Origin of the sequence: Clostridium algifaecis (genome assembly GCF_017874415.1) — a bacterium.
GTDB lineage: Bacteria > Bacillota > Clostridia > Clostridiales > Clostridiaceae > Clostridium_B > Clostridium_B algifaecis.
In genome coordinates this window covers 17,843-35,918 of the sequence record NZ_JAGGLM010000015.1, presented here as the reverse complement: position 1 = coordinate 35,918, position 18,076 = coordinate 17,843, and the positions used below count along the sequence as shown (strand labels likewise).

Annotated in this window: 16 protein-coding genes; 14 read left to right on the top strand and 2 right to left on the bottom strand. The window is 31.8% G+C overall.

Annotated features, from left to right (window positions below; translation table 11 throughout):
- Positions 1 to 3 precede the first annotated feature (3 nt).
- The 9 genes from whiA to J2Z42_RS10605 all read left to right on the top strand — a co-directional run bounded on the left by whiA (position 4) and on the right by J2Z42_RS10605 (position 12,709).
- A complete protein-coding gene (whiA, locus tag J2Z42_RS10645) occupies positions 4 to 957 on the top strand; it encodes a DNA-binding protein WhiA (protein WP_209702672.1) in 954 nt (317 codons plus the stop codon).
- Positions 958 to 966: 9 nt separating this feature from the next.
- Positions 967 to 2,271: a DRTGG domain-containing protein gene (locus J2Z42_RS10640; RefSeq protein ID WP_209702670.1), complete on the top strand. Its 1,305-nt coding sequence runs from the start codon at positions 967 to 969 to the stop codon at positions 2,269 to 2,271.
- Positions 2,272 to 2,420: 149 nt separating this feature from the next.
- Entirely contained in the window at positions 2,421 to 2,957 is a 537-nt protein-coding gene (lepB, locus tag J2Z42_RS10635; protein WP_209702662.1) for a signal peptidase I, read from the top strand.
- Between the two features lie 78 nt (positions 2,958 to 3,035).
- A complete protein-coding gene (locus J2Z42_RS10630; protein WP_209702655.1) occupies positions 3,036 to 6,512 on the top strand; it encodes a DNA polymerase III subunit alpha in 3,477 nt (1,158 codons plus the stop codon).
- 195 nt (positions 6,513 to 6,707) lie between these two features.
- Positions 6,708 to 7,664: a 6-phosphofructokinase gene (gene pfkA, locus J2Z42_RS10625; protein WP_209702652.1), complete on the top strand. Its 957-nt coding sequence runs from the start codon at positions 6,708 to 6,710 to the stop codon at positions 7,662 to 7,664.
- Between the two features lie 62 nt (positions 7,665 to 7,726).
- Positions 7,727 to 9,145: a pyruvate kinase gene (pyk, locus tag J2Z42_RS10620; RefSeq protein ID WP_209702650.1), complete on the top strand. Its 1,419-nt coding sequence runs from the start codon at positions 7,727 to 7,729 to the stop codon at positions 9,143 to 9,145.
- A gap of 236 nt (positions 9,146 to 9,381) precedes the next feature.
- Positions 9,382 to 10,812: a 23S rRNA (uracil(1939)-C(5))-methyltransferase RlmD gene (gene rlmD, locus J2Z42_RS10615; RefSeq protein WP_342590020.1), complete on the top strand. Its 1,431-nt coding sequence runs from the start codon at positions 9,382 to 9,384 to the stop codon at positions 10,810 to 10,812.
- Between the two features lie 266 nt (positions 10,813 to 11,078).
- Positions 11,079 to 11,672: a type IV toxin-antitoxin system AbiEi family antitoxin domain-containing protein gene (locus tag J2Z42_RS10610; RefSeq protein WP_209702648.1), complete on the top strand. Its 594-nt coding sequence runs from the start codon at positions 11,079 to 11,081 to the stop codon at positions 11,670 to 11,672.
- Positions 11,672 to 12,709 (top strand): virulence RhuM family protein, encoded by a 1,038-nt coding sequence (locus J2Z42_RS10605; RefSeq protein WP_209702647.1) that lies wholly within the window; start codon positions 11,672 to 11,674, stop codon positions 12,707 to 12,709. Before J2Z42_RS10610 ends, J2Z42_RS10605 begins: the two co-directional genes overlap by 1 nt.
- A gap of 16 nt (positions 12,710 to 12,725) precedes the next feature.
- On the opposite strand, the gene J2Z42_RS10600 is transcribed toward J2Z42_RS10605, so the two are convergent.
- On the bottom strand, positions 12,726 to 12,920 hold the full coding sequence (locus J2Z42_RS10600; protein WP_209702644.1) for a hypothetical protein: 195 nt from the start codon (positions 12,918 to 12,920) through the stop codon (positions 12,726 to 12,728).
- 140 nt (positions 12,921 to 13,060) lie between these two features.
- On the bottom strand, positions 13,061 to 13,489 hold the full coding sequence (locus J2Z42_RS10595) for a helix-turn-helix domain-containing protein (RefSeq protein ID WP_209702642.1): 429 nt from the start codon (positions 13,487 to 13,489) through the stop codon (positions 13,061 to 13,063).
- A 171-nt stretch (positions 13,490 to 13,660) separates the two neighbouring features.
- Between J2Z42_RS10595 and J2Z42_RS10590 the strand changes: the two genes are divergently transcribed.
- The 5 genes from J2Z42_RS10590 (at position 13,661) to J2Z42_RS10570 (ending at position 18,053) form a co-directional block, all read left to right on the top strand.
- Positions 13,661 to 13,870, top strand: a complete 210-nt coding sequence (locus J2Z42_RS10590) for a helix-turn-helix domain-containing protein (RefSeq protein WP_209702640.1) — start codon at positions 13,661 to 13,663, stop codon at positions 13,868 to 13,870.
- A gap of 118 nt (positions 13,871 to 13,988) precedes the next feature.
- The gene (locus tag J2Z42_RS10585) at positions 13,989 to 14,201 is read left to right on the top strand and encodes a hypothetical protein (RefSeq protein WP_209702638.1); all 213 of its coding nucleotides are present in this window, start codon (positions 13,989 to 13,991) and stop codon (positions 14,199 to 14,201) included.
- Between the two features lie 44 nt (positions 14,202 to 14,245).
- Positions 14,246 to 14,491, top strand: coding sequence for a hypothetical protein (locus J2Z42_RS10580; protein WP_209702636.1), 246 nt, complete (start codon positions 14,246 to 14,248; stop codon positions 14,489 to 14,491).
- Positions 14,492 to 14,522: 31 nt separating this feature from the next.
- The gene (locus J2Z42_RS10575; protein ID WP_209702634.1) at positions 14,523 to 17,189 is read left to right on the top strand and encodes a DUF927 domain-containing protein; all 2,667 of its coding nucleotides are present in this window, start codon (positions 14,523 to 14,525) and stop codon (positions 17,187 to 17,189) included.
- A 378-nt stretch (positions 17,190 to 17,567) separates the two neighbouring features.
- A complete protein-coding gene (locus J2Z42_RS10570; RefSeq protein ID WP_209702632.1) occupies positions 17,568 to 18,053 on the top strand; it encodes a sterile alpha motif-like domain-containing protein in 486 nt (161 codons plus the stop codon).
- Positions 18,054 to 18,076: the final 23 nt, after the last annotated feature.

Sequence of the window (18,076 nt, the reverse complement as noted above, 5' to 3'; positions counted from 1 at the left end):
TATATGTCATTTTCATTAAAAGTAAAAAATGAGGTTTGCAGATATGTAGATATTAGCAAAGGAGAAGCTATAGCTGAGCTGTCTGCTATAATGAAAGTAAGCGGTACTTTGTCTCTTGGTGGGAATAAACAGTTTAGTTTTAAAATAACTACAGAAAATCCTACGATTGCTAGATTTATTTTTACAATATTAAAGGACAAATTTTATATTCACACTAAAATAATGATGAAAAAGAGTAATTCATTAAAAAAGAATAATATATATATTGTTTTGATTACTGAGGAAATGCATGTTAAAGCTTTGCTTGAAAAGGTTGGGCTTCTTAAGCAAGATGAAAATATTTTTTCACTGAATTATAATATACCAGATGTTGTTTTTGAAAAGAATGAATATAAAAGAGCATATATCAGGGGAGCTTTCCTGGGCGGTGGAAGTGTGAGCAATCCTGAAAAGACCTATCATCTTGAATTTGTAACTCATAATTGTGATTATGCAGATGATTTGAGCAAGCTTATAAATGAATATAATTTGAATTCAAAGGTTATCCAGAGAAAAAATAGCTTTATAGTATATTTAAAAGAGGGAGAACAAATAGTTGATCTACTAAATATAATAGGAGCGCATTCTGCACTTTTGGACTTGGAAAATGTTAGAATAATGAAGGAAATGAGAAACAATATAAATAGATTGGTAAATTGTGAGACGGCTAATTTAAGCAAAACTGTGAATGCAGCAGTAAGGCAAATCGAAAGTATAAAATTAATAGAAAAAGAAATTGGGTTATTACGTCTTCCTCAAAATTTAAGAGAAATTGCAGAACTAAGGTTAAAGTATCCCGACGAATCACTTAAAGAACTAGGAGAAATGTTGAATCCCAAAGTAGGAAAATCTGGAGTAAATCATAGATTAAGGAGAATTGAAAAAATAGCAGAAGAACTTAGGAGAGAAGAAAGGTAGGATAAGGTTATGTCAAAGCATGAAGATGTAATCAATTATATACTTTCACTTGATGTTGGAACAAAGATATCAGTTAGGAGTATAGCTAGTGATTTAGGAGTTAGTGATGGAACAGCATATAGAGCAATAAAGGATTCTGATACTTTGGGAATTGTAACTACTATACCAAGAGTTGGTACAGTAAGAATAGAAAAAGTTGAAAAGAAAAACATGGAAGCTCTTACTTATGGTGAGGTAATTAATATAGTGGATGGAACGCTGCTTGGTGGTAGGGATGGAATATATAAAGTACTTCATTGTTTTGTAATAGGAGCTATGACTATAGATGCTATGGAGAGGTATATAAAAAAGGATTGTTTACTGATAGTTGGAAATAGGGAAGAGGCTCAGAGACTTGCACTTTTAAATAATTCAGGAGTCTTGATTACTGGAGGTTTTGAATGCAGTGATGAAATAAGAGAACTGGCGAATGAAAGACGTTTTCCACTTATATCTACTACATATGATACTTTTACAGTGGCAAGCATGATAAACAAGGCTATTTCTGAAAATATGATAAAAAAATATATTTTACTTATAGAGGATATAATGGAAAGCAATCCTGAATATTTGAATAATACAGATAAAGTTTTAAAATGGAGAGAAAATATAGAAAAAACCAAACACGAGAGATATCCTGTAGTTGATAGTAAAAAAAGAGTTATTGGAATCGTAACTTTAAAAGATATTCCAAGCAGGACATCTGATGATGAGCTTATAAGTAAGGTTATGCATAGAAATCCGATAGTATTGACTCCAAAAACCACAGTGGCTTATGCAGCACATATAATGGGATGGGAAGGAATAGATCTTTTCCCGGTAGTAGATGGAAAAAAGTTAATAGGGGTTGTTACAAGAGAAGATGTAATTAAAGCGCTTCAATATATGTCAAGGCAGCCTCAATCAGGAGAAACTTTAGAAGATATGGTCTTTAAGAAATTTGAATTTGAACCTAAAGGAAATGCTACACATTTTTATGGAAAAATAACACCTGAAATGTTAAACCCCATAGGAACCGCATCATATAGTTCACTCAATATGCTGCTATCAACCATGGGAGTTATGACACTCAGACAAAAAAACAATATAAATGTACTTGTAGATAGCATAAATACATATTTTATAAGGCCTGTTCAAATTGATAGTAATATAGACATATATTGTAATATAATAGACATGGGAAGAAATTTTTGTAAGATTGAAATAAATATGTATAACTATAAAAAGGAGATAGTAGGCAAATGCATAATGTCTGCTAGGATAATAAGGAAGTAATATTATTAATTTTTCATTTTTAAATATAAACCAAATATGTATCTATATCTGGCTTATTTTATTTTTAGGGACATAAATTATTCATATTAATATAGTATAATCTATTTTGAAATTTATAGTCTATAAATGACAAAGGAGTATGAAAAAATATGGATGATAAACATAAAAAAATCGCAAAAGAATTAATGAATTACATGGGATGTATTTTGCTGGCGATTGGTTTTGCATTTGCATTTCACACTTATGTTTTTGCTAAAAGTTATGTAGTAGGACCTTCTATGCAGCCAACATTTAATAATAACGATGTAATATTTTTAGAAAAAATAAGCACAGAAACTGGACATATAAATAGAGGAGAAGTTATTGTTTTCAATTCTAAAGATGAAAATAATGATGATTATATAAAAAGAGTAATAGGTATAGCGGGAGATAAAATTGATATAAAAGATGGAAAAGTATATTTAAATGAAAAACTTCTTTCAGAAAATTATCTTCAACAGGGTACAGTTACTGATCCAAATTCTATTAATACAGAATATATTATACCTGAAGGATATATTTTCGTAATGGGAGATAACAGGGGCAACAGTACTGATAGCAGAATACTTGGACCTATAAATTTAAAAGATGTCAAAGGTCATGTTATATTTAGAGCTTATCCTTTTGATAAAATAAGCACGTTTTAATGAAACTTTAGTATGATATAATTGTTATAGAGAACATTATACTTGAAATAAAAGGTAAAGTGAAGGGAGGCATGTTTGGTGGAAAACGAAAAACATGAATGGGTGAGCCTTCATCAGCATACAGAATATTCACTCCTGGATTCATCAGCTAAAATTCCGGAACTTATAAAAAGGGCTAAGGAACTTGGAATGAAGAGCATAGCTATAACTGACCATGGAGTCATGTATGGTTGTGTAGAGTTTTATAAAGAAGCAAAGGCACAGGGAATTAAACCTATAATAGGTTGTGAAATATATGTATCTCAAAAATCCATGTATGTAAAAAGAAATAATGGAGAAAACGAGAATTATCATCTTGTACTGCTGGTAAAAAATGAAACAGGATATAATAATCTTATGAAAATAGTATCTACCGCATCTATAGAAGGTTTTTACTATAAACCAAGGGTTGATCATGATTATCTTAAGAAACATAGTGAAGGTTTGATTGCCTTGAGTGCATGTGTGAGCGGGGAAGTTCAATCATATATTCTTAAGAACAATTTAAAAGCAGCGAGAGAAACTGCCGAATTTTACAGGGATACTTTTAAAGATGGATTTTATCTTGAACTGCAGGATCATGGTATGAAGGAACAACTTAAGGTAAATAAAGAATTGAAATTGATGTCAAAGGAGCTTAATATACCATTAGTTGCAACTAATGATGTTCATTATATAAGAAAAGAAGATTATAGAGCTCATGACATATTACTATGTATACAGACAGGAAAAACTGTTGATGAGGAAGACAGGATGAGATATCCATCTGATGAATTCTATCTAAAGTCATCTGAACAGATGTATGAAATGTTTAAAGATGTACCTGAAGCAATAGAAAATACTGCTAAAATAGCTGAAGAGTGCAATTTTGATTATGAATTTCACAAATCAAAATTACCTAAATTTCCACTTCCAGATGATGTAGATCCTTATGAATATATGAAAAATTTATGTTATGAAGGACTTGAAAAAAGATATCATAGAGTAACCAAAGACTTAAAAGATAGGCTTGAATATGAACTTGGCATAATAAAGAGAATGGGCTATGTTGACTATTTCCTCATAGTTTGGGATTTTATAAGGTTTGCAAGACAGAATAAAATAATGACTGGTCCTGGAAGGGGCAGCGGAGCAGGTTCTATAGTTGCTTATACCTTAGGAATCACGAAAATAGATCCTATAAAGTATAATCTTATATTTGAACGTTTCTTGAATCCGGAAAGAGTATCTATGCCTGATATAGATAGTGACTTTTGTTATGAAAGACGCGGTGAGGTAATAGATTATGTGGTAGAAAAATATGGCAAGGACAATGTATCACAGATTATAACCTTTGGAACTATGGCAGCTAGAGCTTGTATAAGAGATGTTGGAAGAGCAATGAATTATTCATATGGTGAGGTTGACAGGATAGCCAAGATGATTCCTTCAGTTCTTAATATAACTATTGATAAAGCACTTGATATGAATCAGGAATTTAAGGAAGCATATGACGGCGAACCAAGAACCAGGGAACTTATAGATGTGGCTAAATCACTGGAAGGACTTCCAAGACATACATCAACACATGCAGCAGGAGTTGTTATATCATCGCAGCCACTTGTAAATTATGTCCCTCTTCAAAAAAATGAAGATAATGTTGTAGCACAGTTTACGATGGGAACTCTTGAAGAACTTGGACTTTTAAAAATGGATTTTTTGGGACTTAGAACATTGACTGTACTTAGGGATGCAGTTTTTATGGTAAAACAGAATAAAAATGTTGATATAGATTTAGACAAGATAGATTATGATGATGAAGCTGTTTATAATATGATAGGAGAAGGCAAAACTGTAGGTGTATTTCAGCTTGAATCTCCGGGCATGACATCATTTATGAAAGAGCTAAAACCTGATTCTCTTGAAGATATAATAGCAGGAATAAGTTTATACAGACCGGGTCCTATGAGCGAAATACCAAAATATATTAAGAATAAGAACAATCCTGAAAAAATAGAATACATAACTCCAGAACTTGAACATATTCTTTCTGTTACATATGGATGTATGGTGTATCAGGAACAGGTAATGCAGATAGTAAGGGACCTGGCAGGATACTCCATGGGAAGAAGTGATCTTGTAAGACGTGCCATGTCTAAGAAAAAACATCATGTTATGGAAGAAGAAAGACATAATTTTGTATACGGAATAGAAGATGAAGATGGCAAAATACAGGTTCCTGGTTGTATCAAAAATGGGATATCTAGTGAAATTGCAAATAAAATTTTTGATTCCATGATAGATTTTGCGTCATATGCTTTTAATAAATCGCATGCAGCAGCGTATGCAGTAGTGGCATTTCAAACTGCATATTTAATGTATTATTATCCAACAGAATTTACAGCAGCAATGCTTAATAGTGTAAAAGGAGACAGCGAAAAAGTTGCTTATTACATAAGGTTTGCAAAAGACAGCGGAATAGAAATACTGCCTCCAGATATAAACGAAAGTTATGCTAAGTTTACTGTTAAGGACAATAGCATAAGATTTGGACTTTCCGCTATAAAAAATGTTGGAGAAAATGTAATAGATAGCATAGTTAAATCAAGACAAAAGCATGGAAAATTTAAAGAACTGGCTGATTTTTGTGACAATATAGAAATAGGAGCTATAAATAAAAGAGTGGTTGAGAGCTTGATTAAATCCGGTGCTTTTGATTGTTTTAATGTATATAGATCTAAACTTATAGCTGTTCATGAGAAAGTTTTGGATAGTGTAAGTAATTCCAGAAAGAAGAATATAGAAGGACAGGTAAGCTTATTCTCTGAATTAGATGATACAAGCATAAGAATACAATATCCAGATATAAAGGAATTTAAGAAGAAAGATATTCTTTCCATGGAAAAAGAGATGACAGGGCTTTATCTTTCAGGACATCCACTAGATGAGTATAAAAAGACGCTTAGACTTCAAACAAGTATAAAAATTTCAGATATACTTATAAATAAAACTTTAGAGGGAGAAAATATAGGTGAATCTAAAGTTAAAGATGGGGATAAGGTTATAATAGGCGGCATAGTATCTGAAGTATCTAGGAAAATCACTAAAAAAAATGATATGATGGCGTTTGTAAAGTTGGAGGACTTATATGGAATAATAGAAGTTATAGTATTTCCTAAAACATTTTATAAGTTTAAAAATCTTATCAATGAAGATGCTATGATTATAGTAAATGGCAGAATCAGTATAAAAGAAGAAGAACAACCAAAGATATTATGTGAAAATATAGAACCACTTATAAAGGTGGATACCCAAAAATTGTATATTTTAATAGAAGATCAGGAAAAATTAAAAACTGCTGCTGATAAATTAAAATCTGTTATAGCTTTATACAAAGGAAATATTCCGGTTTACTTATGTACCAGAAAGGAAAGAAAAAAATTTAGATTGGATAGTGATTTGTGGATAAAAAATGAAGGAGATATTATGCTGGAATTAAGAAATATTTTTGGATATGATAACATTAAATTAATTTAATACCGAATAATTTAATATTAAATGGCAAAACTATTAAATGATAATATTTAATAGTTTTGTTTTAAACATATGTATATATAATGAAAAATGGATTAATCTGTGATATAATATAGTTACAATTATTACAAGAAAAACAGATTGTTATTATATAAGTGGGACAAAAAACATCCCTATGGTCATAGGAGGTATAAACGTATGAGAACGATAGCTGTATTAACAAGCGGCGGCGATGCACCAGGTATGAATGCTGCCATAAGAGCGGTTGTAAGAGCAGGTCTGGATAAAGGCTTTAATGTAATGGGAGTTCTTAGAGGTTATAGTGGATTGATAAGTGGTGAAATAATTCCTATGGATAGACATAGTGTTGCAGATATAATTCAAAGAGGCGGGACAATTCTGAGAACTGCACGATGTGAAGAGTTTAAAACAGAAGAAGGAAGAAAGAGAGCTGCCAATATATTAAAAACTTTTGGGATAGATGGTTTAGTTGTAATTGGTGGAGATGGTTCATTTAGAGGTGCCCAATTATTATCTAAATTAGGAATATCAACTATAGGGTTACCTGGAACTATAGATAATGATTTAGCTTATACAGATTATACTATAGGATTTGATACAGCAATAAATACAGTACTGGATGCAATAAATAAATTAAGAGATACATCTACTTCCCATGAAAGAGTAAGTATAGTTGAAGTTATGGGAAGAAATTGTGGTGATATTGCACTTTATGCAGGATTAGCAGGTGGTGCAGAAAATATAATTATTCCTGAAAAAGGATATGAACAAGATAAGCTTTGCAGGACAATATTAGAAGGAAAAATGAATGGAAAGATGCACAATTTAGTGGTACTTGCAGAAGGAATTGGCGGTGCAGAGGATTTAGCTAAGAAAGTTGAAGAAATAACCGGTATAGAAACAAGAGCTACAAAACTTGGACATATTCAAAGAGGAGGAAGTCCAACGTGCCAAGACAGGATTTTAGCATCAAGATTGGCTTTTAGGGCTGTAGAACTTTTGGAAGATGGAAAATCTTCAAGAGTGGTTGGTATAAGGAATAATAAAATAATAGATTTAGATATAGATGAAGCGCTTGAACAACCAAAGCGTTTTGATGAAAAGTTATATGAAATAGCAAGTGCATTAGCATAAAATATATTAGCAAATTTAATAACTTTAATGAAAATAAATTTATATTTGAGGAGAATAAAATTATGCAAAAAACCAAGATGATTTTTACAGTTGGTCCTGCCAGCGAAACAGAAGAAGTTATATCAAAACTTATTGAAGCTGGTATGAGTGCCTCGAGACACAATTTTTCTCATGGAGATTATGAAGAACACAAGGAAAGAATGGATTTAGTAAAAAAACTTAGGAAAAAATATAATAAACCAATAGCAATTATACTTGATACAAAGGGACCTGAAATAAGAACTGGAGATTTTAAAACTAAAGTAGAACTACAAGAGGGAAAAAAGTTTACAGTATATTGTGGAGAAGAAATTTTAGGTGATGAAACAAAATGTTCTATAACTTATAAAGGACTTTGTAAAGATGTAAAACCTGGAGACGAAATACTTATTGATGATGGATTAGTAGGTATGGAAGTTGAAAGTGTTGATGGAAATAAAATTAACTGTGTAGTAAAAAATACAGGCTCAGTTAGCAGTCATAAGGGAGTAAATGTACCTGGTGTTTCTGTAAATCTTCCAGCTACAACTAAAAAAGATGAAGAAGATTTGAAGTTTGGATGTGAACAGGGAGTTGATATAATAACAGCTTCATTTATAAGAAAAGCTTCAGATGTTAATACTATAAGAGAAGTTCTAAAGAAAAATGGTGGAGAAGATATACAAATATTCTCGAAGGTTGAAAGCCAGGAAGGTGTAGAGAATATAGATGAAATAATAGAAGCTTCAGATGGAATAATGGTTGCAAGAGGAGACATGGGAGTTGAAATCCCAATAGAAAAAGTTCCATTAATTCAAAAAGAAATAATATCAAAGTGCAACAAAGCTGGTAAACCTGTTATAACAGCTACTCAAATGCTTGATTCAATGATAAGAAATCCAAGACCAACAAGGGCAGAAGCATCAGATATAGCAAATGCAATATTTGATGGAACAGATGCTATAATGTTAAGTGGTGAATCTGCAAATGGTAAATATCCTGTAGAAGCAGCTCAAACTATGGCAAAGATAGCTCAGGCTGCAGAAGCAGAGATCAATTATGAAGAATTACTTCAAAGGAAGAGAGAATCTCATTTTAAGGATGTACCAAATGCAATAAGTTTTGCAGTTTGTTCTACAGCATCAGAGTTAGATGCAGCTGTTATTATAACAGCTACACAAAGTGGAAGCACAGCGAATAAAGTTTCAAAATATAGACCGGCTTGTCCTGTTATTGCTGTTACTCCAAATGAAAAAGTAACAAGAAGATTAGCACTTAATTGGGGAGTATTCCCATTGCTTACAGATAGATTTGATTCTACAGATGAATTGATAGAAAAATCAGTAGAAGCATCTTTAAAAGCTGAATATGTGAAGAAAGGTGATCTGGCAGTCATAGCTGCAGGAGTACCTGTAAGTTGCTCAGGAACTACAAACATGATTAAAGTTAATTTAATCAAATAATAATATTGTAATAAAAATAACCTTGTTTTTTATACAGGGTTATTTTATTTTTATTAATTAAAAAAATAGCAAAAATCTATTGAAAATTTAATATGACTTATTGTATAATATAATGATATATGGTTAGAATTATATAAAATGAAAAGAAAAACAAGAGACAACTGATTCTATATTTTGCACCTTAACAGGTGCTATTTTTTTGGACAATAAATAATAATTTTATAGTAGGTGAGATTGTGAATGATATAGTTGAAAAGAATAAAGAATATATTATGACTATTAATAGTCAGGGATATGAAGGAGAGGGTGTGGGTAAGGTAAATGGATTTACTGTATTTGTGCCCGGCGCTATAATTAATGAAAAAGTAAGAGTGAAGATTATAAAAGTAAACAAAAATTTTGCTTTTGGAAAATTAATGGATATAATTGAAACATCAAAATATAGAAAAGATCCGTCATGTAATATTTATAAAAGATGTGGGGGATGCCAGCTTCAACATATGTCATATGAATATCAGCTTGACTTTAAAAAAAATAGAGTAAAAGATTGTCTTGAGAGAATTGGAAAACTTCAAGTAGAGGAAAACGAAGACTTAGACAATAAAAGCGGCAAAGTAAAGTTGTATGACACAATAGGTATGGAGAAACCTTATAGATATAGAAATAAAGTTCAACTTCCAGTTGGAAAAAGTAAAAATGGTGTGGCTATGGGCTTTTATGCCAGGAGAAGTCATCAAATTATAGATACGGATTCCTGCTATATACAAAATGAAACTGCAGATGAAATTATTAAAATTGTAAGGCAGTGGATAAATAAATATGATATCGATATATATGATGAAAAAAATAAAGTCGGCACATTAAGACATATTATGATTAGAAAGGCTTTTTCTACTGGAGAGGTAATGCTTGTTATTGTAACCTCATCTTCAAAATTACCATTTAAGTCGGAGCTTATAAAATCAGTAGTTGAAAATGTAAATGGAGTAAAAAGTATAATACAAAATATAAATAATAAAAATACAAACGTAATATTGGGACAAAAATGCATAACTTTATGGGGCAGCGGTACTATAAATGATTATATTGGTAAGTTTAAGTTTAATATAGCGCCTTTATCATTTTTTCAGGTAAATCCTGTACAAACTGAAATATTGTATAAAAAAGTTATGGAATATGCAGATTTGACTGGAAATGAAATTGTATTTGATGCGTATTGTGGAACCGGAACTATATCTTTATTTTTATCGCAAAGTGCGAAAAAAGTATATGGTGTTGAAGTAATTGCCCAGGCTATAGAAAATGCTAAAGTTAATGCTATAGAGAATGGAGTAGACAATACAGAGTTTATAGTTGGAAAATCAGAAGTTGTTATACCAGAACTTATAGATAAAGGAATAAAGGCAGATGTAGTTGTGGTAGATCCACCTAGAAAGGGCTGTGACAAGGAGCTTTTAATATCAATTGCTAAAATGGCTCCATCAAAAATAATATATGTATCTTGTGATCCTGGCACCCTCGCCAGAGATCTTAACATTTTAGAAGAACTTGGATATAAAACAGAATGTGTTCAGCCTGTTGATATGTTCAGCCAGACAGCTCATGTTGAGTGTGTCGTGAAGATAGAGAAGAAATTGGCTGATATCAAAGGTTTTGAAGGAATTTAAGTAAATATTAAGGTGTGTTTTATGTTCCCTCAGACTTGTGGTTTGAGGGAATTTTTGTGTTAAGGGGTTGTACAAATTCGCTAAATTAGGAGTAATTGGATATTTACGAAATGGTATGGAGATTTGCGGTAAGAATACAAAATACCAAAAGCTAAATTATCAGTTGCCGAGGATTTCTCCGATACTTAAATGTATCTCAAAAATAAGTGTTTACAAATATACGTATATAAAATACAATATAAGTATATTTGTAAAGGATGATGAGAATGGATTATATAAAGAAATTAGAAGATTTGATTAAGGAAAACAATGGAACGATAGTAACCTCCGATTTAGATAAATTTAATATTCCTAGGATATACTTAACCAAGTTAATGGATATGGGAAAAATAGAAAGAGTTAAAAGAGGTGTATATGTTGCAGTTGGTGAGATAGAGGATGAAATGTTTTATATGCAAGCAAAGTACCCAAAGCTTATCTATTCACATGAAACAGCTTTATTTATTCATGAGCTTACTGATAGAACTCCTTTTGAGTATGCTGTTACTGTGCCAAGTGGTTATAAAGCTCCTCAAAATGTTAGTGATAATAATAAGATTTACTACATAAAAAGAGAATTACATCTATTAGGGGTTGTTACAGCTAAGACTTCTTTTGGAAATGAAATCAAAGTATATGATGTTGAAAGAACTATTTGTGATATTTTAAGAAGCAGAGAAAGAATAGATATTCAAATAGTTACTCAAGCTTTAAAGGATTACGTTAGGTTAAAAACTACTGATTTTAATAAGCTTTTTGAGTATGCAAAAGTGTTTAGGGTTAATGAAATACTTAAGAAATATATGGAGGTGTTGCTATAATGAATATAGATAAAAATAACATGATTATTCAAGAGGAAAAAATTATATTTTACTCAAATGAAGAGGAAACTGTCACAGTAGATGTGTATTTTGCTGATGAAACATTTTGGCTTTCACAAAAATCAATGGCAAAGCTTTTCAATGTAGATGTTAGAACTATAAATGACCATTTGAAAAATATTTATGAAACTGAAGAACTACATATGGAGTCAACTATCCGAGAATTTCGGATAGTTCAAAAAGAAGGAAATAGAAGTGTTAATAGAAGTGTGAAGTTTTATAATCTTGATGCAACTATTTCAGTTGGATATAGAGTGAATTCAAAACAGGCAACGCAGTTTAGAAAATGGGCAACAAATACACTAAATCAATACATAACTAAAGGTTTTGTTTTAAATGATAAAATGCTTAAAAATGGGAAACCATTTGGAAAAGATTACTTTGATGAATTATTAGAAAAAATACGAGAAATAAGAGCTAGCGAGCGTAGAGCTTATCAAAAGATAGCGGATGTTTTTGAACAATGTAGCAGTGATTATAGTTCAAATTCTAAAGAAACAAAGTTGTTTTATAAAACTGTGCAAAATAAATTACATTTTGCTACTACGGGCCAAACTGCAGCTGAAATTATTTATAATAGAGCAGATAGTGATATGCCTTATATGGGATTAACTACATGGAAAAATGCTCCTAAAGGAAAGGTTTTAAAAAGCGATACAACAATTGCAAAAAATTATTTAAATGAAAAAGAGATAGATAAGCTAAATAGGCTTGTTACTTTATTCATAGATTTTGCGGAGCTTAGGGCTTTAAATCAGCAAATTATGACTATGGAAGATTGGCTTATTCATGTAAATAAATTTTTAGCTTTTTCTGATCAAGAAATACTAGAAAATTCAGGCATAATATCTCACGATATGGCAGTTGCAAAGGCTCATGAAGAGTATGAGAAGTTTAGAATTAAGCAAGATAAACTATATATATCGGATTTTGATAAAGAGTTTGAAAGGTATTTAAAAGGTGGTAGAAACAAGTAATACAAAATATTGATAATTAAGAAAAATAGAGAGAATTGTGAAAGAATCTCTCTATTTTTACAGTTAAAGTGAAGTTTATAGATTCATTTCTACTTACTCTTAAGCAGCCACTGGACAAACTCTTCAGTGGTTTTCTTGCCTTTTTTAATATCTTTCTTCCATTTGGCAACATCTTTTTTCTACCTTTCAAAATAGTCCTTGTGATTTTCATCCTCAGGATTTCTTCTGACACGCATTTGTAGTGTTTGGTAAATGCTCCTTCTTAGTTTTTCAGCATCGGAGCTGCGCAGTGGTACAAAATATTTACCGCAGTTAGCATTGCTACTTTTGAAATTAAAGGAAAGAGTGTTTCTATTTACCGAATTTTCTAGAGTTCTTCATTAACTCATATATCTTAAAATTTAAAAAAGACTCTAAATCGTTGCTTAAACTATCAATATCAGATTCAGAGATTTCAAACTCACCTTCTTTTCCTTTAAGAATAATATAACCATCTTCATCATCAAAAATGATTTTATATCCTAAAAGAAGCATTTGCATTTTCATAAAATAGTTAAAACTACTATTAAAATCATCGCTGTTTTCCCAATCCATTAAATAAGATGGAGAAACTTGTAATGCATCAGCTAATGCTTTAATTTTATCTTTTCTAACATTTTTAATATTACCACTTTCGTATCGTAGTATAGTAGGAGCAGTAACACCAACTGCTTTAGCTACATCTTCTAAAGTTAGCCCAAGTTCTAGCCTTCTAGTTTTAACTTTATCCTTAAAATCCACTTTATCACCTTCTAATGAGTATTTTAACTATACTATAGCAGATAAATTGCGTATTTGCAATAAAATTATGCAATATAGCTATTATAATTGCGTTTACGTATTGACTTAGGCTAAAATAAGTATTAAAATATAATTACGTAAACGCAATTAGAGTAACAAGGAGGAGTTAAGATGTTTAATAGAAATAAGTTTATGGCTCAGATTATTATGTCTGGGAAATCAATGTCTGATATAGCAAATATGCTTGCTATAAACAAGGTTACACTATATCGCAAGATAAATGGGAAAAGTGAGTTTAACAGAAGCGAAATATGTAAGCTTTGTGAATGCTTGAATATCAAAGATGTAAAAGATATTTTTTTTGATAAACAACTTACGTAAACGCAATAAAACTGAATAGCACAAGTTTAAGGTGATTCGGCAAAGTACTTAAAACCTGATCGGAAGAAATCTGGTGAAACCGATGTAGTGCAAAAATAAATTTTACGGAGATGATAACATGTCTGGAAATGTAAGCAGAAAGTATAAGCAGTATAGGCTTATGCAGGAGAGAAGAGATCTATTTGGAGATGTTTCAGCTAAGGATGATTTTGGCAGAGTAGACCTTGTAGCCTTTGGTGCATCTAAAGGAAGAGTTATTACAAGCAGCTCTAAATTAAGCTTAGGGAAAATGTCAGTAAAAAAGGATAGAAGAAATATGCAAGCACTTTAATGCGGGTGCTTTTTTAATACAAAAAATTAAGGAGGAATTTATAAATGGCTAAAAATTTGAATGAACTTATAAATGAATACGGAGCAGAAACTATAATTGCAAGAATTATGGAGCAATTAAAGATACTTGCTAAGTGTGAAGATGCAGAGGTTATTGCTTCTGTAGAAGGTCTTATAGAAAACACAGGCTGTGATACAGAATACATTTATAGCCTTTGTGAATATGGAAATCTAGTTACCTATGTATCAGAAGATATTAAAATTACAGAGTCACCATGGTTTGAAGAATAGCATCAATTAAGATAGGAAAGGATGTGAGGATTTGATAGATAGAGCGAGTCTAGCAGTAAGCTATTCCAAAAGAGGGTTTAAGATAGTTATGCTTAATGGAATTAATGAAGCTGGTAATTGTACTTGTAGTAAGGGTGCTAATTGCAAAAGTAGCGGTAAACATCCAATCTATAATAGCTGGGTGAAAAAAGCAACTACCTCTGAAGAAGAAATCATAACAGAGTTTAAGAAGCATCCTTATGCCAATATAGGTTTTGCTACTGGTGATAATTATTTTGTACTTGATATAGACAATGGTGGATATGAAAGCTTAAAGGAGTATGGAAATCTTAACAGAACTTTAAGTGTTAGAACAGGTAGTGGTGGAAGCCATCACTACTACCTAATGCCAGAAGGAGTAACCATTCCTAATAAGGTGGGAATACTTAAAGGTGTAGATATTAGGGCGAATGGTGGTCTTGTTGTAGCTCCTGGGAGCATTCATAAAAGTGGTAATTATTATGAGTGGATAGATGATATTGAAATGGCTGCACCAGATGAATGGCTTATAGATTTAATTCTAAAGAAAAGAACTAGCTTTAAGGAGATTCCAGATGTTATAGAAGAAGGCTCAAGAAATGCAGTGATGGCAAGTATGGCAGGAGCTTTAAGGAGAAAGGGATTAAGCTTTGAAGCTATTTTAGCAGCACTACTAGTTGAAAATAATACTAGATGCAACCCACCACTTGATGATAAAGAGATTGAAACTATTACTAAGAGCATTTGCAAGTATAGGCCTGAAGACCCTATAACAGGCGAGGAGTGGGAGGAGTTTAGGAGTGAGGATTTGCTTGATATCATTTCTAGCTTAGAGGATATCTCAAAGGTTTATGAAAAAGAAATGCTAGAAAAGCTTTCAATGGTTAAAGAAAATGATCCTGCAACTTATGCATTAATTAAGTCAAAGCTAAAGGGTAAGGTTAATTTTAGAGATTTAGAAAAGAGTATAAAGCACATTAAACGCAGTGAAAAAGAAGCTTACAATAAAAAGCCATTAGAGCTTAAGGGATTAGATACTAAAGGCTATAATGTTCCATTTGGTTGGAATGTTGATTTTAAGGACGGTATCGTTAAATGTGAGCAGAGTGCAGAAGGAAATATAAAGACAGTGCCAGTAAGCTTTACTCCAGTTGTTATAAGTAGAAGATTTCATAATTTAGATACAGAAACTGAAAAGGTAGAATTAGCTTTTTTTAGAGATGGCTATTGGAGAGATGTACTTGCACCAAGGTCAGTTATATTTAATAGAAACAGCATACTTAGACTTGCAGATAGTAGTTTTCCAGTATCCTCAAATAATGCAGGAGATTTAATTTCTTATATATCTGATTTTGAAAGGGAAAATGCTAAAACTATTCCTATTGTAAAATCAGTTGCAAGGATAGGGTGGCTTAAGCATAATGAGTTCTTTCCATATAGTACTTTTGAAAAATTAGAATTTGAAGATGATAGCAAAGAGGCTTCCACCATAATGAGCGGACTAGAAAAGAGCGGAGATTTTAATAAATGGTTAGAGGTTGCAAGATTAGCAAGGGGAAACCCTGCTGCAAAATTTATTATTGCCTCAAGCTTTGCATCAGTACTTATAGAACCACTTCATAAAAGAGTGTTTTTCATTCACCTATGGCATAGTAGTAGAAGTGGGAAAACAGCTACAATAAAGCTTGCAATGTCTGCCTTTGGTAATCCAAATAAGCTTATAGGTTCCTTTAACAGCACCATAGTAGGACTTGAGAGAATGGCAGCAGCACTAAGGAATTTACCCTTTGCCATAGACGAGCTTCAAGTATTAAATACCAAAAGAATGACTACTGATAGCATTATCTATATGCTTTCACAAGGGCAAGGAAGAACTAGAGGCAATAAGGATGGAGGAATTCAAGAAATACGCACTTGGAGAAATATTATAATTACCACAGGAGAAGAGGCTCTACTTAGCAGCAATATGCAAGATGGAGCAAGCACTAGAACCTTTGAAATATATGCAAAACCTGTGGAGGATATAGCATTTGCAAGCCTTATGCATGAGGTGTCAGAGGCACATTATGGCTTTGCTGGTGAAGTATTTGTAAACAAGCTATGTGTTGACCTAAAGAAGGATAAAACCTTTCTACAGTCTCTTTATGAAGAGTTAAGGGTAAGCTTAAAAGAAAGATATCAAGAATGCATTCATATTGATGAGGTTGCTGTGGTGTGTCTTGGAGATTATCTATCTTCAATATATGTATTTGGAGAAGATGAAGTATCTGCTAGAGAGAATGCTATAAAAACAGCAACAGATATGATAGAAAATAATAAGCAGCTAACACAAAATGATAATATCGAAAGAGCTTGGGAGATGTTAACAGGGTGGATTATAGCAAATAACCAAAGGTTTGAGTTTGATAATCCAAGTCCTAGGTATGGCAGAATAGATGTTGATGAAAATTATCTTGTTATTCCATCCTTTGCACATAAGGCATTAGAGGAGAGCGGCTTTTCACCAAAGAAGGTATTTAGGGGATTTGCTGAAAGAGGATATATTGAGAGTCAAAAGGATAATAAGGGAGTTTTAAGATTACAAATGACTAAAAGTATTTGTGGTAAAAATTGTAGAGTATATGTGGTTAAAGTACCTAAGGGTGAAAATGTGGATGTAGATATGGATTTTTTAAACTGAAGGAGTATTGCCCTAACCGAAAAAATGGTTAGGTTGATGATGTGAAAATGGTTATGGCATTAAAAATCAAAGAGTCAATTTAAGCATAAGATAAAAATATTTAAAAAACATAGGAATTACGGTTAGGACGGTTCGGTTACGGTTAGGGTAAAGGAAAAAGTCAAAGTAGCTATAAGTATTGATATTACTATATTCTTTAATACTAATATATATTAACCTAACCATATAACCATATAACCGTAAACATACAATACATGTAGGGACTATGATTTTAAAGAGTAAAATAAACCTTTATTATATTACCCTATATATAGAAGGTATGTGGGGGAAAAAAACGGTTAGGACGGTTAGGTCAAATTTTAAAGGAGAGATGATGCTATGTGTAAAAATTATTATGACCAAACAGAATCTTATAAGGAGCTTGAAGAAAAGGATAAGGCAATTTTGGATAAATGGATAAAAGGGAAATTTCAGTTGTCAAAGAGGACTTATGCCAAAGGTAGTAGTTATGGCTTAAAGCATGATTTTGAAAGGGAAACAGGCATTTATGTTTACAACGGACAGTTTAAAGCCGCAATGATTAGGGCTGGCTTTACTGCAATATATGAAAATGAACAAAACTGGCATTTTAAAATGAAGGAAAGAATACCAAATAGCTTTTATAGATTTTGTATAAGACGTTATAAATATAACGATTCAAGCCTTGGTGATTTTGTTAGGGATATGGAAAAGGCTCCTGAGTTTCCTAAGGAGTCAATAGACAAAACTGAGATTAAAGATTATCTATATAGTAAACATGCCTGCCTTGGTGCTATGAAAGCTTTTGAAAAGGCTTGGAAGCATTTTGAGAAGAATAAAATCTAAATAAACTTTTGCTTATAGACCCT